Source organism: Novosphingobium sp. FW305-C-30-35, from assembly GCF_058783135.1.
In genome coordinates this window covers 1674936-1695854 of sequence record NZ_JBYSYJ010000001.1, presented here as the reverse complement: position 1 = coordinate 1695854, position 20919 = coordinate 1674936, and the positions used below count along the sequence as shown (strand labels likewise).

Genomic DNA, 20919 nt, shown 5'->3' with positions numbered 1-20919 from the left:
ACTTAGGGTTCTCAGCCCGCTGCCGCAATACCTTCAGCAAGCGAAACGAACGGCGGGAATACGGCGAGCCCCATGATGACGCCGAACAGCACCACCACCGCAAGGGCGCTGAAGCGGGTGGCGGGATGCACCGTGCCGGTCTCGCGCAGGTCATGCATTGCGATGATGCCGACAGCGAAGAGCTGGAACGCACCTTCGACGACCGGCGTCAGCACGGGGCCGAGGATCGGCGCGGGCACGAGGCGGCCGATGGCCGGTTCGAGGATCAGGATCATCGCACCCATCATCAGGCGCCGGTGCCACTGCGTTTCGCGGCGCATGGCGATCGCGGCGATGACCATCGCGGCGAACAGCGCGGTGCCGATGTGCGTCAGCGCCAGGAAATAGGCGTTGCTGAAGAAGGGCGGCACGCGGTGCAGTTCGATCGCCATGCGACCAGTGAACATGCCAAGTCCGGCAATGAACAGGACCAGGGCGAGCGACACCCAACCGAGCTTGCGGTGCAGCGCGATGTTGCCGGTGAGTGCCAGCTGGTTCTGCAGCACGAACATGCCGAGCCATGACAGCATCGCCACACCGTGGAGATGGACCCACACCGGTGCGGTGGACGGTGAGGCCATCCCGCGCAGGGCCCATTGGCCGAACGCAAAGACGACGAACACCGCCATGCCGATGGCCATGCGGGTAAAGAAGCGCTGGTCGCGCGAGTACGGATAAACGGTATTGATTGCGGCGGTTGCCATAAGGTGTCTCCACCAGTCCCGACGCGCCCGCTAGGTGATTCGGTCCGATCTGGCGGTGATGTCAGTCACACTTGCAACCAATTTTGCGGAATTGGCGGTTACTTGTCGCCCGCTACTTGTCGAACGTGACCTCGACCTTGGCCTTGCCGTAGCCTGCCACCTGCAGCGGGATCGACAGGTTCTGGGCGATGGCTTCCCTGGCAGCTTGCCGCGCAAGGTTCATCAGCACCGGATTGGCCGCCTGCTGGACCGCCTGCGCCTCGGCAAGGCGGGTATTGTCGCGAGTCAGCTTGTCCTGTGCATCGCGGCTGATCCAGATGCCGTCACGCAGGTACTGCGCGCGCGCCTCGTCAAGATTGGGACGGCTGACAGTGAGCGGCGGCAGGCGCACTGAAAGGGTCTGTGCGTCCGCGTTCCAGGTCAGCCGGTCCCGACCGACCTGGGCAAGATTGATGGTGTAGTCGATCCGCGCCGGGATTACCGCGACCTGCTTGGAATTGACGAGGCCGAACAGGCGGGAGTCGTTGCTCGACACGACGGGAGCGAGTTCCGCGCTGAATACGGTCAGCTTGTCCTGCTTTTCGAACGCAACAAGGCTGGTGGCAAGCGGATCGCCAAGATCGTCGGGTTGCCGCCATCTCCATGCAAAGAACGCTGCCGCTGCAAGCGCAACGAGGAACAGGCCCCACGGCAAAAGCGAGATCCGCGCGAGGGAGGGCGCGGATTGCTGCGGGGAAGGGTGGGTGGTCAGGCCTGGATCATCCATGTCTCATCCTCAACCCGGACTCGCCCCTGTCGTTCCAGATCGAGCAGGTGGGCAAGCACCGAGCGGCCTGCTGCACCGTGGAGCCGAGGATCGAGGCCCTTGTACATGGCGCTGACGAACTCGGGAATGGCGTGCGGCCCGCCGTCCTCGAGCAGGCGCAGGATCTGACGCTCGCGCTGGCGGCGATGGCCGAGCATCCCGCGCACCAGCTGGCGCGGGTTGTCGATCTGCGGCCCGTGCGCTGGATAGAGCACACGATCGGAGCGGTCATGGAGCTTCTGCAGACTGGCCATGTACGCGGCCATGTCGCCATCGGGCGGCGAGACGACCGAGGTCGACCAGCCCATGACATGATCGCCGGTGAACAATGCGCCGCTTTCCACCACGCTGTAGCACAGGTGGTTGGAGGTGTGCCCGGGCGTGGCCACTGCTTCCAGCGTCCAGCCATCGCCCGAAATGCGCTCCCCATCGGCAAGCACGCGGTCGGGCATGTAGTCGGCATCGAACGCGGCATCGGCGCGCGGGCCGTCATCTTCCATCGTCAGCGGTGCGCAGCCGATGATCGGGGCGCCGGTGGCTTCGGCGAGCGGACGCGACGCCGGGCTGTGGTCGCGATGGGTGTGGGTGCAAACGATGGCGACAACCTTCGCACCGCCCACGGCGGCGAGGATCGCGTCGAGATGGCCCTGGCTTTCCGAGCCGACGACATCGTCCATGCCGTAAGGGCCGGGATCGATCACGGCCACGTCCTTGCCGGCGCCGACGAGGTAGGTCTGCGTGCCGGTGAAGGTATAAGGCGAGGGGTTGGGCGCAAGCACGCGGCGCACCAGCGGTTCGAGCTGTTCGGCGCGGCCGACGGGCCATTCGCTGCGGTCGGGGATCGGGGGCATCTGGGCCATGGCTGGGGTATGGGGACTGCGGTGCCGCCGCGCAACCGCACAAGTCATGTCAAATCGCCAGCGGCGACGTCACGACGTCGTCAAGATCACGCTGCGCTGGGATGATCCTCGACAGCGCGGGCGAGACGGTCACGCAGGCGTTGCACGGCACTGCCATTGGCAACGGCCTCGGAACGCCATGCCTGTTCGAGACGCTGAATGCGCTGGTAGAGGCGCTGGCTGTCATGAACCAGCGCCTGGACGTCTTGTGGCAGATTCGCGACGACTTCGGGGTCACTGTCCGGAAAGTTCGCGATCAGGCGGCCATGGCGGCGCAGTTGCAGTTCCGAAAGCTCACCTGCAAAATGGGCGCGGTGATTCAGCAGCCAGGCGAGGCAGTGCATCACCCGCGTAGTCGTGCGGAGCGCTTCGCAGCTTACCTGTACGCGCTGCAGATCCTCGTCGTGGGCCACGATCTGGTTGGTCTCGTTGCGTAGCCGGTCGAAGCGCGTGCGCACCTTATCGGCAAGGTCGAGGGCCTGCGCGTGAAGGGCGTCTATGATACGCGGGTTGAGGCTCGGCAACAAAGGCATGGATAGCGCATAGTCTTGTGGTCAGGCTTTCGCCAACAGGACAACGCTCGGATGCTTGTCCCGTTTCGTGAACGTTTCTTAACGGGACACCGCGCTTTTCGCCCTCATGTGAATCAAGTGCCTGATTCTAGGCGATGATATCGGGAATAAGATAGTCCTCGATCATCGCGATCTGGTCTTTCAGCAGCAATTTGCGCTTCTTGAGGCGGGCGATCTGCAACTGGTCGCGGGCGCCATTGAGCGAGAGCGCGTCGATCGCCGCGTCGAGGTCACGGTGTTCGATACGCAGCGCCGCAAGCCGCTTGCGCATTTCCTCTTCGGTCACGTTCCGCCCAACTCCTTCGACCCGGTGAACCGGTCGGCTTCTGCGACTTACGGCATAACCCGTAAAGTGCAACGCTCCGGCGCGGTTTGACTTGCAAGATACGGCCAATGTGGGAGCATGACAACGCGCCGCCTGTTCGAGTCGTGAAGAACCGGCTGAAAGGTTGCGCCGCCCCGCACGGGGATGGCCTCGTGCGGTTTTCTGAAGGGGGCTTTCCCTTAAGGAGGAAAAAGCATGGAATCGACGCACATCAGCGCACTCCAGACAAAGCACGCCGGACTTGAAAAGCAGATCCAGATGGAAATGTCCCGGCCCCTCCCTGACGATACGCTGGTGGCTCAGCTCAAGAGAAAGAAGCTGAAGATCAAGGAAGAGCTATCGCGCCTTCACTGATCGCGCGCCGCCTTCCAAGGCACCGCACGGAGCCGCCCCAAGGGGCGGCTCTTTTGCGTGAAGGCGTGCGTGAATAGCTATCCGCTCCACATCGGTTTCGCATCCGATTGTGCGCAACATTCCCAAACCGCACGCACTAGGCTAATCCATGTTCATGCTCAGTGCCGTCACCTCTGCTCGACAAATCCTGACTTCGCTGCACGAGGTCATGGCCTCCCGCGCCGGTGCCCAGGCCAAGCTGAACCAGATCGTCGAAGTCATCGGCGAAAATCTCGATTCAGAAGTGTGTTCGATCTACCTCCTGCGCGAGGGGATGCTCGAACTCTTCGCCACGCGCGGCCTCAACCAGGCGGCGGTCCACGTCACCCGGCTGGCCGTGGGTGAGGGCCTTGTCGGCACCATCGCTGGCAATGTCGAGACGCTCAATCTCGCCGAAGCTGCTGCCCACCCCGACTTCGCCTTCCGCCCCGAAACGGGGGAAGAAAAGTTCCACTCCTTTGCCGGCGTTCCGATCGTCCGGCGCGAACGCGCGGTGGGCGTAGTTGCGGTCCAGCACGTCGAGCCGCGCCGCTACGAAGAGGTCGAGATCGAGGCGTTGCAGACAGTGGCGATGGTTCTTTCCGAACTCATCGCCAATGCGGAGCTGATCGACGACGAGGAGACGCTGGGAGTCCCGGCCCACCTCACCGGTCCGGACCGCATCAAGGGCCTCACGCTCGTGAAGGGGCTGGCCAGCGGGGTTGCCGTCTATCACCAGCCGCGCGTCACCATCGAACATGTCGTTGCCGAGGATACCGAGGCTGAACGCCAGCGGGTCTACCTCGCGTTCGACAAGATGCGCGAACAGATCGACCGCATGGCCAGCCAGGCGGAGTTCGGCGTCGGGGGAGAGCATGAGGAGGTGCTCGAGACCTACCGCATGTTCGCCTACGACGAAGGCTGGTCGCGCCGGATCAACGAGGCAATAGATTCAGGTCTTACGGCAGAAGCGGCGATAGAGCGCGTCCAGCAGCGTACCCGCATGCGCATGCGCCAGATCGACGACCCGTTGCTGGCCGATCGCATGCACGATCTGGAGGATCTGTCGAATCGCCTGCTGCGGATCGTCTCGGGCCAGCTCGGCACGGCAGCCAGCATGGGCCTCAAGGGCGATGCCATCCTGATCGCGCGCAATCTCGGCCCTGCCGAACTCCTCGAATACGACCGGCGGCGCCTCAAGGGGGTCATTCTCGAGGAAGGCTCGCTCACCGCGCACGTCGTCATCGTGGCGCGGGCCATGGGCATACCGGTGGTCGGCCGCATGCGGGCGCTGCGTGGCAAGGTCCGCGACGGCGATCACCTGCTGCTGGATGGCGATCAGGGCGTGGTCGATGTCCGTCCCGCACCCACGCTGATCGAGGCGTTCGAAGCGCGCTTTGCCAGAAACCGCGAACGGCAGGCCCATTACGCCACGATGCGCGAGGTCGAGCCTTTCACCCGCGACGGCACGCGCATCGCCGTGCTGATGAACGCAGGGCTGCGTGACGATACGCCCATGCTCAACCTTACCGGCGCGGATGGCATCGGCCTGTTCCGCACCGAGTTCCAGTTCCTCGTTTCCGCAACTCTGCCTTCGCGCGAACGCCAGACCCGGCTCTATCGCGATGTGATGGACTCGGCCGGCGATCGCCCGGTGGTGTTCCGCACGGTTGATATCGGCGGGGACAAGGTGCTGCCCTACCTGCGCCACAACGACGGCGAGGCCGAAGAGAACCCGGCAATGGGTTGGCGCGCGCTGCGCGTGGCGCTCGAACGCGATGGTTTGCTCAAGGTGCAGGCACGCGCCCTGCTGGAAGCGGCAGGTGGGCGCACGCTCAACGTGATGTTCCCCATGGTCACCGAACCATGGGAGTTCGATGCCGCCAAGGCCGTATTCGACGGTCAATTGGCGTTCCTGCGCAAGCAGAAGAAGATCCTGCCCGAGGCGATCCGCTACGGGGCGATGCTCGAAGTCCCGGCACTGGCCGAGTGTCTTGACCTGCTGGCCCCGAAGCTATCCTTCCTGTCGATCGGCACGAACGACCTGACACAGTTCCTGTTCGCGGCCGATCGCGCCAATCCCAAGCTTGCCGAACGCTACGATTGGCTCAGCCCGGCCATCCTTCGCTTCCTGCGTCGCGTGGTGAACACGGTGGCGCCGTTCGGAACCGACGTGACGGTGTGCGGCGAGATGGGTGGCCGCAGGCTGGAGGCGCTCGCCCTGCTCGGCCTTGGCATCACGCGGCTTTCGATCACGCCAGCCGCTGTCGGGCCGGTCAAGGAACTCGTCCGCAAGGTCGATGTGAACGAGATTCGCGCGGCGATGGCTGGCTGGCTGTCCGAACCACCACAGGACCTTCGTTCTGCGATCGCGGAATGGGCCTCCTCGCGCGGGATCGAGTGCGACTGAGGGTGACGCAGGGGCGTTTCGTCGTCGAAATCCGCAATTCCTCGTCGAAAGCCGTTGACATTCGCAGGGGTGACGCGAACCCTGTTAACGGGTTGCAAAGCATACGCGGAAGACGGGAGTAACGCCTTGGCTGAAGCCGGCGGTCTGCAGGACATTACCAATATCGACACCACGCCCATGCCCGCCGGGCAGCCGGGCCGACAGAGCGTGGGTGAAATGCTGCGCGCGGCGCGTGAGGCCGCAGGGCTGGACATCAAGCAGCTCTCGCAGGCCACGCGGGTAACGACCCGGCATCTGCAGGCGCTGGAGGTGGGCGATTATGCCGCGTTTCCCGGAAGGCCCTACACGCTCGGCTTTGCCAAGAGCTACGCCAGGGCTGTCGGCCTGGATGACAAGGTCGTTGCCGAGGCCGTCCGGGCCGAGCTGGACCAGCAGGCGCCTCCGCCGCCGCCCCGCGTCATCAATCAGTTCGAGGTGGGCGATCCGGAAAAGACGCCTTCGCGGCTGACCGCATGGCTCGCTGCCGGTCTGGTCATCGCAATCGCGCTGGCGGGGTTGGTGTTCTGGCGCAGCTATTATCTCCCGTCGGCTGAACTGCCCCCGCTGGTCGGGCCGGAAGAGGCCAGGCCGGTCCCGAGCCAGGTCGCCGCCGCACCAGCGCCAGTTGCGTCACCAGCCGGACCGGTGGTGTTCACGGCCACCGAAGATCGCATCTGGGTGAAGTTCTACGACGGCACCGGCAAGCAGATCCTGCAGAAGGAACTGGCCAAGGGCGAAAGCTTCACCGTGCCGACCGACGTGCCCGAACCCAAGCTGTGGACCGGGCGTCCCGATGCACTTGCGATCACGGTGGGCGGGCAACCGGTTCCGCGCATTGCCGAGAAGGAAGGCATTGTGAAGGACGTTGCTGTCAGCGCAGCGGCCCTGCTCGCGCGCGGCACTGCTGCCGCCACGGCAAGTCCTGTGCCGACGCCTTCCGCGGCCGCCCCGGTCGCACGGCCTGCGCCGCGCCCCCGTGCGCAACGGCCTGTGGCGGCCAGCGAGCCGACAGCGGCTCCGGCGACGACCCAGGCTGAGGCATCACCGCCACCTGCCGCCCAGCGCTGAAGTGACGGGCGGAGGCGGATAAACCGCTGGCCGGTCTCGACTTGGTGCGGGCTATCGGGCAAACTTGAGGCGTTGATTGAGGGTGCGCGGGGGATCGTGCGCCGCTGAACGGGAACGACCATGACCATGACTTTCCGGCGTGCCGCGCCACTTGGAGCCATCCTTCTGGGGCTGACCGCCCCGATCGCCGCGCCGGTGCTGGCCCAGTCCTCTGCACAGAAGACCACTGCCACACCGGTCGATCCCGAAATGCGTCTGCGCCGGATCGAGGCGGAAATCCGCGCGATGCAGCGCAAGGTTTTCCCTGAGGGCGCCGGCAAGACTTTCGTTCCGGAAATCACTGCAGGGCCGACAACCACGACACCGGCTGGCGCGCCGGCTTCGTCAGCGGTGACTGACATTCTGGCACGGATGGACGCGGTCGAGGCGCAGATGGCACGACTGACGGCGCAGGTTGAGGAAGGGCAGAACCGTTCGGCCAAGATCGAGGAACGCTTGGCCAAGCTGGAGGCCGCTGCCGCACCGGCGCCTGAAGAGCCCGCGGCGACGCCTGCGCCTGTCGTCACGACAACGCCCGCTCCCGTGCCCGTGGCACCGAAACCCACGACACCCGCCGCCACCAAGCCGACCGAGACCAAGCCTGCGACGCCTGCCGCCAAGCCGGCATCGCCCTCGGCCGCGCGCGTGGCCGCAGTTCAGGCGATCGAGAAGCCTGCGACCGGCGATGCCGCGCTTGACGACTACAACTACGGCTTCCGCCTGTGGGAAGCCAAGTTCTATCCCGAAGCGCAGCAGCAGTTGCAGATCTATGTCGATCGCTATCCCAAGCACAACATGATCAGCTTCGGTCGGAACCTGCTGGGTCGGGCCTGGCTAGATGATGGCAAGCCGGGCACCGCGGCGCAGTTCTTCCTGCAGAACTACCTTGCCGACAAGAAGGGCGCGCGTGCGCCAGACAGCCTGCTGTATCTCGGGATTGCCATGGTGCGCCTCAAGGATACCGAAAAGGCTTGCGGTGCGTTCGCAGAACTGGCCTCGGCCTATCCCGATGAAGTCGCCGGTCGTCTCAAGGGCCAGTACGATGGCGCCCGCGCTTCGGTGAAGTGCAAGTAATGGACTCGGGAATAGCCTGACCGCTGCTGCTGCGCGTTTTGCCGCGCAGTGGGCAGCGGTCGCTCCGCATGGGCCGGTCGGACTTGCCGTGTCGGGCGGACCGGACAGTCTCGCCATGCTGGTGCTGTTCCACGAAGTTGCGCCGCGCAACTTTCAGGTGGCCACGGTCGATCATGGCTTGCGCGCGGAATCGGCAGGGGAAGCGGCGATGGTCGCTGCGATCTGCGCCGGGCGCGGCATCGCGCATCAGACGCTGACGCTTTCGCTGGAAAAGGGCAGCGCCGTGCAGGAGCGGGCCCGCGCGGCGCGCTATCGAGCGCTCGCCGAATGGGCGCAGGCAGAACGGCTTGCAGCAATCGTGACCGCCCACCATGCCGACGATCAGGCCGAGACGATGGTCATGCGGCTCAATCGTGGTGTCGGCTTGCGAGGCTTGGCAGCGATGCGGCCCGTTGCGCAAGTGCCGGGCGCCCCCAGGCTCAGGTTGCTCCGGCCTTTGCTGTCATGGCGGCGGGCGGAGTTGCAGGCTGTTGTAGACGTCGCCGGTCTTGCAGCTGCCGACGATCCGTCTAACCGCGATCCGGGCTATGAGCGGGTGCGCATGCGTGACGCCCTGACGTCAAACGAAGCGTTTGCCATCATGGGTTTCGCCCGCAGTGCCCGGAACCTTGCCGACGCCGATGCCGCTCTGGAATGGGTGGTCGACCAGCTCTGGGAGGAGGTCGTGGCTGCGAGCGAGGGTTTCACGTGGAACCCACCGTCGGGCTTGCCCGATGTGCTCGCGATGCGCCTGCTCGAGCGCGTGCTGGCCGCACTGGGTGCGGGTGCGCCACGGGGCGCGGAGCTGGTCCGGTGGCTTGGAATGCTGCGCGAGGGCGGAGTCGCGACACTAGGGGGCGTAAAGGGCGATGCACGGGCAAACGCCTGGCGGTTCACCTTGGCGCCCCCGCACGTGTCCAGATCCTGACCCTTGCACCATGCCCTATCGGCACAGGTCGCTGAAAAACCACATTCGCGCTATATTGCGAGTCACCCGATATTGAGAATCGGGGTGGCAATCCTACATTGCCTCCATACCCGCCCGCGTTTTCCGGGCGATTGCGGAAAGACAGCGATGAACGACGACCAGCCCCAGGGAAATCCGTGGATCAAGAGCCTCCTTGTCTGGGGCGGAATCTTTCTCGCGCTGTTGCTGGTGGTTTCGATGTTCGGGTCGCGGGTCGATACCAATGCGACGACAATCCCCTATTCGGCCTTCCGCTCGCAGGTCAGCGATGGTTTGGTCCGTTCGGTCGAGATCGCGCCCGAGCGCATCACCGGCACGCTCAAGAACGGCAGCCAGTTCGCGACCGTTCCGGTCCCCGGTGATGCCGATCTGCCCAAGCTGCTGCAGGACAACGGCGTGCAGTATGCCGGCAAGGCGGCCGAACAGCCGAACATGCTGATGTACATCCTGTTCAACTCGTTGCCGTTCCTGCTGATCCTTGGCGTTGCCTTCTTCGCGCTGCGCCAGATGCAGAAGGGCGGCGGTTCGGGCGCGATGGGCTTTGGCAAGTCCAAGGCCAAGCTCCTGACAGAGCGTTCAGGCCGCGTGACCTTCGATGACGTCGCCGGCATCGACGAAGCCCGCGAGGAACTGGAGGAAATCGTCGAGTTCCTGCGCGATCCCTCGCGCTTTTCCAAGCTCGGCGGCCAGATCCCCAAGGGTGCGCTGCTGGTCGGTTCGCCCGGCACCGGCAAGACCCTGCTGGCCCGCGCCATTGCGGGCGAAGCGGGCGTGCCGTTCTTCACCATCTCGGGTTCGGACTTCGTCGAGATGTTCGTCGGCGTCGGTGCGAGCCGCGTGCGCGACATGTTCGAGCAGGCCAAGAAGAACGCGCCGTGCATCGTCTTCATCGATGAAATCGACGCGGTCGGTCGTCACCGTGGCCACGGCCTCGGCAATTCGAACGACGAGCGCGAGCAGACGCTGAACCAGCTGCTGGTCGAGATGGACGGCTTCGAGGCAAACGAGGGTATCATCATCATCGCGGCAACCAACCGCCCCGACGTGCTCGATCCCGCTCTGCTGCGTCCCGGTCGTTTCGACCGCCAGGTGGTCGTGCCGATCCCTGACATCGAAGGCCGCGAGAAGATCCTGTCGGTGCACATGAAGAAGGTGCCGCTGGCGCCCGACGTCAACCCGCGCACGATCGCGCGCGGCACGCCCGGCTTTTCGGGCGCCGACCTTGCCAACCTCGTCAATGAAGCCGCCCTGCTGGCCGCGCGCCGCAACAAGCGTCTCGTTGCCATGCAGGAGTTCGAGGACGCCAAGGACAAGGTCATGATGGGGGCCGAGCGCCGCTCGATGGTCATGACCGACGACGAAAAGAAGATGACCGCCTATCACGAGGCTGGCCATGCCATCGTTTCGGTCAAGGAACCGGCATCCGATCCGATCCACAAGGCAACGATCATCCCGCGCGGCCGGGCCCTCGGCATGGTCATGCGCCTGCCGGAACGGGACAGCTATTCCTATCACCGTGACAAGATGCACGCGAACCTCTCGGTCGCGATGGGTGGACGCGTGGCGGAAGAGCTGATCTTCGGGCACGACAAGGTGTCGTCCGGTGCCTCTTCGGACATCCAGTACGCCACCTCGCTGGCGCGCTCGATGGTCACCAAGTGGGGCATGTCGGACAAGCTCGGGCCGCTGCAGTATGAAGACCAGCAGGAAGGCTATCTCGGCATGGGCGGTTCGCAGCGCCTGTTCGTCTCGGACGAGACCAACAAGCTGATCGACAGCGAGATCCGCGGGTTGGTTGACGGCGCACACGCCCGTGCGACCGACATTCTCAAGACCAACGAGGACAAGCTCCACCTCCTCGCTCAGGCCTTGCTTGAATACGAGACGCTGACCGGCGACGAGATCAAGGAACTGCTCGACAGCGGCAAGCTGGACCGACCGCAGAACCCGACGGGCACCGCCCGGCCGGTTGCGGCCCAGGGCTCGGCAGTTCCGCGCGCGGGCAAGAAGTTCGGCTCGACCAATCCGCAGCCGGCCTGATCCCCGGCCAGATCTTAAAGCGAAAGGGCGGGGGGCAACCTCCGCCCTTTTCGTTGAAAAAACCGCTCATCCTGAGCCTGTCGAAGGATGCACACGAAGCACCGGCGTCCTTCGACAGGCTCAGGTCGAGCGGGGGTGGGGCGCCTTATCCCCCCGCTTCCACGAGGATTACCACCGCGAACAGCATCATGGCGACGAAAGCGAAGAGGCTAAGGAACCACGTCCGCCACCATGCGCCGAACCAGGACAGGCCGTAAGCGCCGCGCAACTGCAGCAGCATGTGCAAGGGCGGCAGGAAAGCGAGCGCGGGTAGTCCGGGCAGGGCCAGCCTGCCCCCGACGGTCGCCACGATGCCCAGCAGCGTCATGAAGCACAGCGAATAGGTGACGAACACGGTGTGATCGTAAAGCCCGAAGCGGCGGCTGAACGGGAACAGCAGCCACAGGAACGGCACCGAGATCGGGATCAATGCCCAACTCAGCTTGTAGCTGTAGTTCTGCACCTTATAGAGCGCGAGGCTCGGATTGGCCTTGGCCTTCTTCACCGCTTCGTTGATCCAGCCGATATCGCTGGCAGTCTCGAGGCCGCTGGTATCGATGTTGCCGACGTTGATGCCGCTCGCCTTGACCTGCTCCAGCCCGGCGATGTTCTTGCGCGTTTCGGCAATTGCTGCGTCGATCTTCGCCAGCTCTGCGGCGTCGCCGCGTGCCGCGATCCGTTCGGCCTCGAGGACCGCCAGATCGTTGCGTTCCTGTTTGAGGCCCTGCTCTACCGTCGTATTCACGCTGGCACCAATATCGCCGCCCAGCGAATTGATCGTGGTGAACAGCGCGAACACGCAGAACAGGAACAGCGCGATCGGTGAAACATAGCTCGCCCGCCGTCCGTCGATGTATTCGCGGGTAAGCTTGCCGGGCTTGGTCACCAGCAGGGGCAGCGTGCGCCAGATCTTGCCTTCGAAGTGGAACACGCCGTGAAGCAGGTCGTGGAAGAACGCGCCGAGCGTCTTGTGAACGTGTGCTGCCTGACCGCAGGCATGGCAGTGGCTGCCGACCAGCGGCGTGGCGCAATTGAGGCAGGCCGATTCGTGGGTGTGACCGTCGGCCCGATGCTCGCCCGCCGTCGGCTCCACGGTGCGTGCCGCTGCCAGCGCGCCCGCCATGTCGCCCAGAGTCTCGGTGCCGTTCAAAATCTCGTTCCCCCTGTAACTTGTTGCAGCATAACGAGCGTGCGACGTTCTCGCCACACCCTTGAGACGGCGCGACAAGTGAGACGGCGCGACAAGTGAGACGGCGCGACAAGTGAGACGGCGCGACAAGGGGGAGGCTGATTTCACGGAACATTAACCTTGTCCGTGCAGTCCGGAGCCCAAGAGGGTAAGCAGCACGCGTGTACACGTCGCGGGATCAGATGATGGCGCTCGGTGGAGCGGGCGGGGGAAGCGGCTTCGGCCAGCGCACCACGCCGCCGCGCGCGCCCGTGCTGCCGACGCGCTGGGGTCTTCTGCACAAGACTGCCGAGCAATACCTGTCGCGCCACTGGCAGCGCCTGACTGCGCCGGTGGAGCGCGCTTTCGCCAGATTCGACCTTGTGCCCGATCTTGCCGAAGATCTTGGCAGCGCCCGCTGGTTCAGGGGCTTTGGCACCATGCTCGCTCTTGGCGCGGCGGCTGTGCTGATGTGGCCCAGCTTTGCCCCGTTGCAAGCCGCGCCGCTGACCTTGATGGACGATGCTGCGCAAGACGAGCTGCGTGTGCAGGGCATCCGCCCGCTCGCCTTCGGTGCGGACAACGGCCGACGGATGAACGCCACGTCCGCCGTCATCCCGCTTGCCGCCGCGCCCGAGCGTCCGAGCATCGACCTGACGGCAACGCTTGGCGCCGGCGACAGCTTCCCGCGCATGCTGCAGCGGGCCGGCCTTGCCAGCACCGACATCGTGCGCGTGCTCGACCTGGTGGGTGGGCAGGTCAAGCCCGGCGCAATTCCGGAAGGCACGCGCTTTTCCATTCGCCTGGGCGCGCGCACCAGCCCGGCGCAGCCGCGCCCGCTCGAGCAGCTGTCGTTCCGCCCCCGCTTCGACCTCGCGCTCGATATCCGGCGCAGCGGTGGCGCGCTGGCGCTCGCCAGCAACGCCATTGCCGTTGACACATCGCCACAGCGCATTCGCGGAATCGTCGGGGCGAGCCTCTATCGCTCCGCCCGCGCGGCAGGCGCACCTCCGTCTGCGGTGCAGGACTACTTGCGCACGATCGACGAGCACATGGCGTTCGAGGAGATCGCGCCGGGTGACGAGTTCGACCTGGTCTATGCCAATCGCCGCGCCGGCACGGGCGAGCAGCAGGCCGGCGATCTGCTCTATGCAGGCGTTGTCCGCGCCGGAAAGCCGGTGCTGCAACTCCTGCGCTGGGGCAGCGATGGGGCGTTCTATTCGCCGCAAGGCATGGCCGAGGGCGCGCAGGCGACCACGGGTTTCCTCGGTGCGCCGGTCAACGGCCGCATCACTTCGGGCTATGGTGCGCGCCGCCATCCGATCCTCGGCTATGTGCGCATGCACGCCGGGATCGATTTCGCCGCCAGCTGGGGGGCTCCCATCTATGCTGCCACCGATGGCCGCGTCAGCATTGCCGGGTGGCATGGCGGGCACGGCAACTACGTTCGCCTCGATCACGGCGGCGGCATCGGAACCGGCTATGGCCACATGAGCCGCATCGCCGTTTCGGCGGGCATGACCGTGCGGCGCGGGCAGGTGATCGGCTATGTCGGCTCCACCGGGCTTTCGACCGGGCCGCACCTCCATTACGAGATGTATCGCGCAGGGCAGACGGTGAACCCGATGTCGATGACGTCGATCGTCCAGCGCGCGGCTGTCGACCCGGCGCAGCTTGCCGCCTTCCGCAGCAAGCTCGCGCAGATCACGGCGATCCCGGCAAACCGCTCCCGATGATTGCAGCGGGGCGAGCCAGCGGCTAGGCCTTCCTGCCATGACGACTTATCCGATGACTCGCCTGCGCCGCACCCGTGCCACTGCATGGAGCCGCGCCATGCACCGCGAAGTGCTGGTCACGCCTGCGGACCTGATCTGGCCGCTGTTCGTAACCGAGGGGGAGGGCGTCGAAGATCCGATCCTGTCGCTTCCCGGCGTATCGCGCTGGTCGGTTGACGGCATCGTTGCGCGGGCCAGGGAAGCGGTGGCGCTGGGCATTCCGTGCCTTGCCCTGTTTCCGAATACCCAGCCCGATCGCCGCAGCGAGGATGGCAAGGAAGCGCTCAACCCGGACAACCTGATGTGCCGCGCGATCAAGGCGATCAAGCAGGCCTGCGGCGACGATATCGGTGTGCTGACCGACGTCGCGCTCGATCCCTACACCAGCCACGGGCAGGACGGCCTGATCGATGATGAGGGCTATGTCCTCAATGATCAGACCGTGGAAATGCTTGTCGGGCAGAGCCTCAACCAGGCTGCCGCCGGGGCCGATATCATTGCCCCGTCCGACATGATGGACGGCCGCATCGGTGCAATCCGCGAGGCGCTGGAAGGCGCTGGCCACATCAACGTGCAGATCATGTCCTATGCGGCCAAGTATGCCTCGGCTTTCTATGGTCCGTTCCGCGATGCGGTGGGTTCGCGCGGGCTGCTCAAGGGCAACAAGAAGACCTACCAGATGGACCCGGCCAACGCCGAGGAAGCGCTGCGCGAGGTCGAGATGGATCTGGCCGAAGGTGCTGACAGCGTGATGGTCAAGCCGGGCCTGCCCTATCTCGACATTGCGTGCCGCGTGAAGCAGACCTTCGGCGTACCCGTGTTCGCCTATCAGGTGAGCGGCGAATACGCGATGATCGAGGCAGCCGTGGCAGCCGGGGCCGCCGATCGCGATGCCATGGTTCTGGAAACGCTGGTGGCCTTCAAGCGCGCGGGCTGTTCCGGCGTGCTGACCTACCATGCGGCCCACGCTGCCCGGCTTATGGGCGCCTGAAGGACCAGATGATGTATCCCGACGTTTCGATCGTCCCGCTCAACGGCAAGACCCCGCGCATCCACGAGAGCGCCTTCATTGCGCCCGGCTGCCGGATCATCGGCGATGTCGAGATCGGGCCGGACGTTTCCATCTGGTACAACTGCGTCCTGCGCGGCGACGTCAATTTCATCCGCATCGGCGCGCGGACCAACATTCAGGATGGCAGCGTCATCCACGTCGACAGCCCCGCGCCCACCAAGCCCGATGGCTTTCCGACGATCATTGGCGAGGACGTATTGGTCGGTCATCTGGCCATGGTCCACGGCTGCGTCATCGAGGATCGCGGCTTCGTCGGCCTGGGCGCGATCGTGATGAGCGATGCCCATATCGAAAGCGACGGCATGCTCGCAGCAGGCGCGATGCTGACAGGTGGCAAGCGCGTGTTGTCGCGGCAGTTGTGGGGCGGCCGTCCCGCCAAGTACATGCGCGACCTCGACGATGCGGCCATCGCCGATATGCAGCGCGGCGTGCAGCACTACGTCCGCAACGGTCAGGCGCACAAGGCGGCGGTGCTTGGCACGACCGAAGGCTGACCTGCCACCGCCAGCGGCCTTGCGCGCGCTGGTCGATGCCGAGGGGCGTCTGGCGGTGCGCGTGACGCCGGGCGCGCGCAGCGAGGGCATCGAGATCGAGCAGGGGCGCGTTGCCGTGAAAGTCCGCGCCAAGCCCGAGGACGGCAAGGCGACGGCAGCGGTCGGCGAACTTCTGGCAAGGGCGCTGGGTGTTGCGCCGTCCAAGGTAGAAATGTTGCGCGGCGCAACTTCTCGGGAGAAGTTGTTCAGGATTCCGCCAGCCTAACTTTCAGAAGGTACCCTGAACGCAACGACGACCATCGCCGCGCTCCAGACGCTGGCGATCCACAGGCATCCCATCGGCAGGCGATCCTGCAGGAAAGCGCCGAGCACGGCACCGCCCAGCAGGCCAAGCCAGAGCTGCGCCCATGACGCCCATCGGCCATCGCCTTTACCCGTGATGCGGCGTGCCAGGCCAATGCCGAGCTTGACCAGGGCGCCGGTCATGTAGGTCAGGCCGACAGTTACTTCGCCATCGCGCTGGAAAGTGTTGTTCAGCGCACCCATCGCCAGCACCAGCGCCGCCATCATGAGCGTTCCGATCCCGGCACCGCGGGCCAATGCGCCGATCACCAGTAGCGCGGTCACCAGCGCCAGCACGGCGGGTTTGCGCATCGACCCCGCACGCTCGGAAACGAGCGCGCCACCCGTCACGCCAGCGATGAAGCCGCCGATCAACAGGGCCGGAAATATCGCATCATGCGGGGCAGTGCCAATCGCAACGCCAAGCCGCGTCGTATTGCCCGACATGAAGGAGACGAAGTAGGCCTGCGCCGAAAGAAACCCGACCGAGTCCACGAACCCGGCCATCGCAGCAAGAGCCATGGCGAATGTCCGGCGCTGGCGGTCGTTGAGGATCACGCTGCGCCTTCTAGCGTGCCTTTGCGCCGAAGGGAATCAACACGGGGAATCAGGCGCGCGCCATGCCTCGGGCCATCTGGCCAAGGACTTCGCTGAGCCCGACGGCAATTTCGCCGTCCTCCGGGGCGACATCGGCGATCGCCCGCGCCATGCAGTCGGCCCATTGCTTTGCCGTCTCACGCGTGATCGGGAAGGGCTTGTGCATCGACATCATGCACTTGCCGGGATGCGCCTCGAACCAGTCGCGCGGACCGCCGCTCCAGCCCGCCAGAAAGCCGGGCAGCGATTCCCGCATCGGCGCAAGGTCCGGCGCATGCATGGCGCGCAGTTCTCCAAACGCAGGATCGGTTTCCATCAGGTCATAGAAGCGGTCGGTGATGCGGCGCAGCGTTTCGATTCCGCCAAGGCGGTCATAAGGACTTTTCGCGGGGGCCTGGGTAGCCAAGGGAATGCTCCGGAACAGGGATCTGGAACCTTGCTTGTGCCCCCAACCAGCGCCGACAACATTGACCGCAATCAATCACTTGGACAATCACTTGGCGCTTCAGTTGCGATGGGGGAGTGCCTTGGCCGCCAGTCCTGCCGCCATTCCGCCAAGGACTGCCCCGATCGCCCAGTTGGTCGCCACCGCATCCCACTGGCGATAGCGGGTCCATTCGCCGCCGGTGCGCAGCGACGTCCAGGCGAGTCGTCCCAGCGCATAGGCCGGAGCGGCGAGCAACATGTTTGCCATTGTCTTCTCTCCCAGACGTTTTTCTGGAAACGGCAGGCAAGTGACTAGGTTCCGCAAGCTCAATCCGCGATCAGGCCCTTCAGCGTCTCGAGCCGGTCCGCTTCATGCGCGGGCTTGTCGCTGCGGATGCGGCTGATGCGCGGGAAGCGCATGGCGACGCCCGATTTGTGCCGCTTGCTGGCGTGGACCGAGTCAAAGGCGACTTCGAATACCAGCGACTTGTCGGTTTCGCGCACTGGGCCAAACTTGGCTACCGTATGCTGCCGCACGTAGCGGTCGAGCCATTTCAGTTCATCGTCGGTGAACCCGAAGTAGGCCTTGCCCACGGGTAGAAGTTCCGCGCCCTCGTCGGGGTCGCCGTTCCAGCAGCCGAAGGTATAGTCCGAATAGAACGACGATCGCTTGCCGCTCCCGCGCTGCGCATACATCAGCACGCAATCGATCAGCAGCGGATCGCGCTTCCACTTGTACCACAGCCCGGTCCGCCGCCCGGCGACGTAAGGGCTGTCGCGCCGCTTGAGCATGACTCCCTCGATCGCCTCGTCCCGGGCGCGGGCGCGCACTTCGGCAAGCTCGGCGAAGTCCCGTGCCTCGATCACCTGCGAGATATCGAAGCGGCCCTGGTCGAGCTTCGGCACCAGGGCTTCCAGACGAGCGCGGCGCTGCTCCCAAGCCCATTCGCGCAAGTCTTCGCCATCCTCGATCAGCAGGTCATAAAGACGTACGAAGGCGGGATAGTCGCTGAGCATAGCCTTCGACACGGTCTTGCGCCCCAAGCGCTGCTGCAGCGCGTTGAAGCTCGCCGCGCCACCACTCTCGCCACCCTGATGCACCCCGCGCACCAGCAGTTCGCCATCGAGCACGCAGGGCGTGGAAAGCGCTGCCGTCACTTCCGGGAATGTGCCGGAAATGTCGTCGCCACTGCGCGAATAGACGCGCGTCTCGCCGGCGACGTGGACGATCTGCACGCGAATGCCGTCCCATTTCCACTCGGCTGCGAACTCCGACAGCTCAAGGCTTTCCGCTTCGAGCGGGTGTGCCAGCATGAACGGCCGGAACAACGGGAGCAGGTCGGTGCGCGGAGGCGCAGTTCCGTTGGCGGCCCAATCGAACAGGGGCAGGTAAGGGGGCGCCTGTCCGTGCCAGTACTCCTCCACATCCTCGACGCTCACGCTGAACGCCTGTGCGAACGCGACCTTGGCGAGCCGCGCCGAAATGCCGATGCGCATCGCACCGGTGGCAAGCTTCAGCAGGGCATAGCGACCGTTGACGTCAAGACGGTCGAGCAGATCGGTAAGTACGCCCGGCGCGGTGGTACGTGTGGTTGCGTGCAGGGTTTCTACTACCTCCGCTACGGAAGGCGGAGGCAGCCGATCTCCCAATGGTTCCGGCCAGAGCAGGCTGGCCGTCTCGGCGGTGTCGCCAACGTAATCGCGGCTCAACGTCCACAACACGGGGTCCACCCGCTCGGCCATCAGCGAGCGGATCAGCCCGGCCTTGACTGCGGGGAAGTCCAGCCCATCGGTCAGCGCGGCCAGCGCCCAGCCGCGGTCGGGATCGGGTGTCTCGCGCATGTAGTCGGCCAGCAGCGCCAGCTTGGCATTGCGCGATGGCGTGAGGACGAGCGCGTCGAGCAGGGCGGCAAAGCGCTCCATCAGTCGTCCTCGTCCTCGTAGCCGACCAGCGCGAGGGCCCGCGCCTTGCGCTGCGTCAGTTCGCACCAGCGCAGCAGCGCTTCCTCGCGTCCGTGGGTGATCCAGGTCTCGGACGGATTCACTTGCGCGATGGTCTGGGTCAGTTCGTCCCAGTCAGCGTGGTCGGAGATGATCAGCGGCAGCTCTACATTGCGTTGCCGCGCCCGCTGCCGCACCCGCATCCAGCCCGAAGCCATGGCGGTGACAGGGTCAGGCAGGCGGCGGCTCCAGCGGTCGTTCAAGGCAGACGGCGGGCAGATCACGATGCCGTTGGCCAGCGCCGCCTTGGGCACCCCTGCCACGGCCTTGAGATCGCCAAGATCGACGCCGTGGTCCTCATACAGCCGGCACATCCGTTCCATCGCGCCGTGGAGCCAGATCGTGTCGTGAAATCCCGCCGCGCGCAGTTCGGCAATCACCCGCTGCGCCTTGCCCAGGGCATAGGCGCCGACAAGCACGCAACGCCCCTGATCGTTCTCGCGGCCACTCAGCAGCTTGGCCATTTCCTCGGCAATCGGCGGATGGCGGAACACCGGCAGTCCGAACGTGGCTTCGGTGATGAACACGTCGCAGGGCGTCACTTCGAAGGGCGGACAGGTAGGATCGGCACGGCGCTTGTAGTCGCCGGTCACGATCACCCGCTCGCCTGCGTACTCGAGCAGGATCTGCGCAGAGCCAAGGACATGTCCCGCCGGCACGAAAGTTGCGCGCACCCCTCCGGGAAGGCTGATCGTCTCGCCATAGGCAACAGGCGCCGCCCGGACCGCGCTATCCGCTTCGACACCATAGCGCAGCTGCATGATCGCCAGCGTTTCGGGCGTCGCCACTGTCCGCCCGTGACCACCCCGTGCATGATCGGCATGCCCATGCGTGACCAGGGCGGTATCGACTGGCCGTGCCGGATCGATCCACACATCCGCTGGAGCGACGTGGATGCCCATCGGCTCTGCCCTGATCCACGAAAATGCCGCTGCCATGCCGGAACAATGGCGGGCTCACGGGATTCGTTCCAGATGAACCATCGCCACAGGATTGCGCGCGCGGGACAGGCGAGGTTCAGGTCACCGGGTTAGCTTTCGCCCGCCCTCAAACAGACGATCCGGGAGACTGGCCATGCTCCGCAAAAGCACATTGCTCCTCGCACCACTATGCGCCGCTGTGCTCTTGGCAGGGTGCGACGGAAAGGAGAAGGAAACCGGACCGGATGTCTCGCCGACAGCGTCGATCCCGGCGATTGCCGGGGCCGAGCCGCCGGTTACAGCGGTGCCGCCCTCGGCCAATCCGCTCGCCAGCTTCGACCGGCTCGATGCCGCGCGCGATGGGGCGATATCCAGCGCGGAGTATGCACAAGGGGCGCAGACCCTGTTCGAGATGATGGACCTGAAACAGAACGGCAATCTCGACGTCGACCAACTCCGCGCGGGCTCTGCCATGCTGGCCGAGATCGACGGGCTGACTCCGCGGGACCTGCTGGCCGTCGCCGATGCCGATGGTGACGGCAAGCTGACCCTGTCCGAATGGATGGCCTTCAACAACGCCCGATTTTCGATGATCGACAGGAATGGCGATGGCATGGTGAGCCGCGCCGAATGGGACGCCCCTCATCCCGCGCCGCCTCGGGCGCCATAAAGGATGATCGAGAAGGGGCGGCA

22 protein-coding genes are annotated in these 20919 nt (G+C 65.2%); 11 read left to right on the top strand and 11 right to left on the bottom strand.

What is annotated here, in order from left to right; all coding sequences use genetic code 11:
- Positions 1-11: 11 nt before the first annotated feature.
- The 5 genes from AC3WLM_RS08375 to AC3WLM_RS08355 all read right to left on the bottom strand — a co-directional run bounded on the left by AC3WLM_RS08375 (position 12) and on the right by AC3WLM_RS08355 (position 3305).
- Positions 12-743 carry a hypothetical protein gene (locus tag AC3WLM_RS08375; protein WP_039333263.1) on the bottom strand — a complete coding sequence of 244 codons (732 nt, stop codon included), beginning with the start codon at positions 741-743 and terminating at the stop codon, positions 12-14.
- 112 nt (positions 744-855) lie between these two features.
- On the bottom strand, positions 856-1509 hold the full coding sequence (locus tag AC3WLM_RS08370; RefSeq protein WP_492477112.1) for a DUF4230 domain-containing protein: 654 nt from the start codon (positions 1507-1509) through the stop codon (positions 856-858).
- A complete protein-coding gene (locus AC3WLM_RS08365; RefSeq protein ID WP_407668269.1) occupies positions 1491-2408 on the bottom strand; it encodes an MBL fold metallo-hydrolase in 918 nt (305 codons plus the stop codon). The genes AC3WLM_RS08370 and AC3WLM_RS08365 overlap by 19 nt, the downstream gene beginning before the upstream one ends.
- A gap of 86 nt (positions 2409-2494) precedes the next feature.
- Positions 2495-2980 (bottom strand): DUF1465 family protein, encoded by a 486-nt coding sequence (locus AC3WLM_RS08360; RefSeq protein WP_492477111.1) that lies wholly within the window; start codon positions 2978-2980, stop codon positions 2495-2497.
- 127 nt (positions 2981-3107) lie between these two features.
- On the bottom strand, positions 3108-3305 hold the full coding sequence (locus AC3WLM_RS08355; RefSeq protein ID WP_039333267.1) for a YdcH family protein: 198 nt from the start codon (positions 3303-3305) through the stop codon (positions 3108-3110).
- Between the two features lie 234 nt (positions 3306-3539).
- On the opposite strand from AC3WLM_RS08355, the gene AC3WLM_RS08350 reads away from it, so the two are divergent.
- The 6 genes from AC3WLM_RS08350 (at position 3540) to ftsH (ending at position 11392) form a co-directional block, all read left to right on the top strand.
- Positions 3540-3698 carry a YdcH family protein gene (locus tag AC3WLM_RS08350; protein ID WP_082013319.1) on the top strand — a complete coding sequence of 53 codons (159 nt, stop codon included), beginning with the start codon at positions 3540-3542 and terminating at the stop codon, positions 3696-3698.
- Positions 3699-3846: 148 nt separating this feature from the next.
- Positions 3847-6126 carry a phosphoenolpyruvate--protein phosphotransferase gene (gene ptsP / locus AC3WLM_RS08345; protein ID WP_193827367.1) on the top strand — a complete coding sequence of 760 codons (2280 nt, stop codon included), beginning with the start codon at positions 3847-3849 and terminating at the stop codon, positions 6124-6126.
- A gap of 126 nt (positions 6127-6252) precedes the next feature.
- Positions 6253-7233, top strand: coding sequence for a helix-turn-helix domain-containing protein (locus AC3WLM_RS08340; protein ID WP_492477110.1), 981 nt, complete (start codon positions 6253-6255; stop codon positions 7231-7233).
- Between the two features lie 120 nt (positions 7234-7353).
- Positions 7354-8346, top strand: a complete 993-nt coding sequence (locus AC3WLM_RS08335) for a tetratricopeptide repeat protein (protein WP_193827365.1) — start codon at positions 7354-7356, stop codon at positions 8344-8346.
- 16 nt (positions 8347-8362) lie between these two features.
- A complete protein-coding gene (gene tilS / locus AC3WLM_RS08330; protein ID WP_193828482.1) occupies positions 8363-9313 on the top strand; it encodes a tRNA lysidine(34) synthetase TilS in 951 nt (316 codons plus the stop codon).
- 147 nt (positions 9314-9460) lie between these two features.
- Complete coding sequence (ftsH, locus tag AC3WLM_RS08325; RefSeq protein ID WP_039333275.1) at positions 9461-11392, top strand: ATP-dependent zinc metalloprotease FtsH; 1932 nt, start codon at positions 9461-9463, stop codon at positions 11390-11392.
- 145 nt (positions 11393-11537) lie between these two features.
- Here the strand turns inward: ftsH and AC3WLM_RS08320 are convergent, their stop codons facing one another.
- Entirely contained in the window at positions 11538-12581 is a 1044-nt protein-coding gene (locus tag AC3WLM_RS08320) for a DUF3667 domain-containing protein (protein ID WP_052242200.1), read from the bottom strand.
- Positions 12582-12805: 224 nt separating this feature from the next.
- On the opposite strand from AC3WLM_RS08320, the gene AC3WLM_RS08315 reads away from it, so the two are divergent.
- The 4 genes from AC3WLM_RS08315 to AC3WLM_RS08300 are packed head-to-tail and all read left to right on the top strand — an operon-like array spanning position 12806 to position 16205.
- On the top strand, positions 12806-14335 hold the full coding sequence (locus tag AC3WLM_RS08315; RefSeq protein ID WP_492477109.1) for a peptidoglycan DD-metalloendopeptidase family protein: 1530 nt from the start codon (positions 12806-12808) through the stop codon (positions 14333-14335).
- Positions 14336-14372: 37 nt separating this feature from the next.
- Positions 14373-15365, top strand: coding sequence for a porphobilinogen synthase (gene hemB, locus AC3WLM_RS08310; protein WP_427463587.1), 993 nt, complete (start codon positions 14373-14375; stop codon positions 15363-15365).
- 11 nt (positions 15366-15376) lie between these two features.
- On the top strand, positions 15377-15940 hold the full coding sequence (locus AC3WLM_RS08305; RefSeq protein WP_039333376.1) for a gamma carbonic anhydrase family protein: 564 nt from the start codon (positions 15377-15379) through the stop codon (positions 15938-15940).
- On the top strand, positions 15921-16205 hold the full coding sequence (locus tag AC3WLM_RS08300) for a DUF167 domain-containing protein (RefSeq protein WP_492477108.1): 285 nt from the start codon (positions 15921-15923) through the stop codon (positions 16203-16205). Before AC3WLM_RS08305 ends, AC3WLM_RS08300 begins: the two co-directional genes overlap by 20 nt.
- On the opposite strand, the gene AC3WLM_RS08295 is transcribed toward AC3WLM_RS08300, so the two are convergent.
- From AC3WLM_RS08295 to AC3WLM_RS08275, 5 genes are all read right to left on the bottom strand, one after another.
- Positions 16202-16840, bottom strand: a complete 639-nt coding sequence (locus AC3WLM_RS08295) for a YoaK family protein (protein WP_492477107.1) — start codon at positions 16838-16840, stop codon at positions 16202-16204. The genes AC3WLM_RS08300 and AC3WLM_RS08295 overlap by 4 nt on opposite strands.
- Positions 16841-16889: 49 nt before the next feature.
- On the bottom strand, positions 16890-17285 hold the full coding sequence (locus tag AC3WLM_RS08290) for a group II truncated hemoglobin (protein ID WP_492477106.1): 396 nt from the start codon (positions 17283-17285) through the stop codon (positions 16890-16892).
- A 99-nt stretch (positions 17286-17384) separates the two neighbouring features.
- Entirely contained in the window at positions 17385-17573 is a 189-nt protein-coding gene (locus AC3WLM_RS08285; protein ID WP_039333288.1) for a hypothetical protein, read from the bottom strand.
- Positions 17574-17632: 59 nt separating this feature from the next.
- The gene (locus AC3WLM_RS08280; RefSeq protein ID WP_193827360.1) at positions 17633-19228 is read right to left on the bottom strand and encodes a cisplatin damage response ATP-dependent DNA ligase; all 1596 of its coding nucleotides are present in this window, start codon (positions 19226-19228) and stop codon (positions 17633-17635) included.
- Positions 19228-20244, bottom strand: coding sequence for a ligase-associated DNA damage response exonuclease (locus AC3WLM_RS08275; RefSeq protein WP_492477105.1), 1017 nt, complete (start codon positions 20242-20244; stop codon positions 19228-19230). The genes AC3WLM_RS08280 and AC3WLM_RS08275 overlap by 1 nt, the downstream gene beginning before the upstream one ends.
- Before the next feature lie 136 nt (positions 20245-20380).
- Between AC3WLM_RS08275 and AC3WLM_RS08270 the strand changes: the two genes are divergently transcribed.
- Positions 20381-20896, top strand: a complete 516-nt coding sequence (locus tag AC3WLM_RS08270; protein ID WP_082013320.1) for an EF-hand domain-containing protein — start codon at positions 20381-20383, stop codon at positions 20894-20896.
- The last annotated feature ends 23 nt before the right edge of the window (positions 20897-20919 follow it).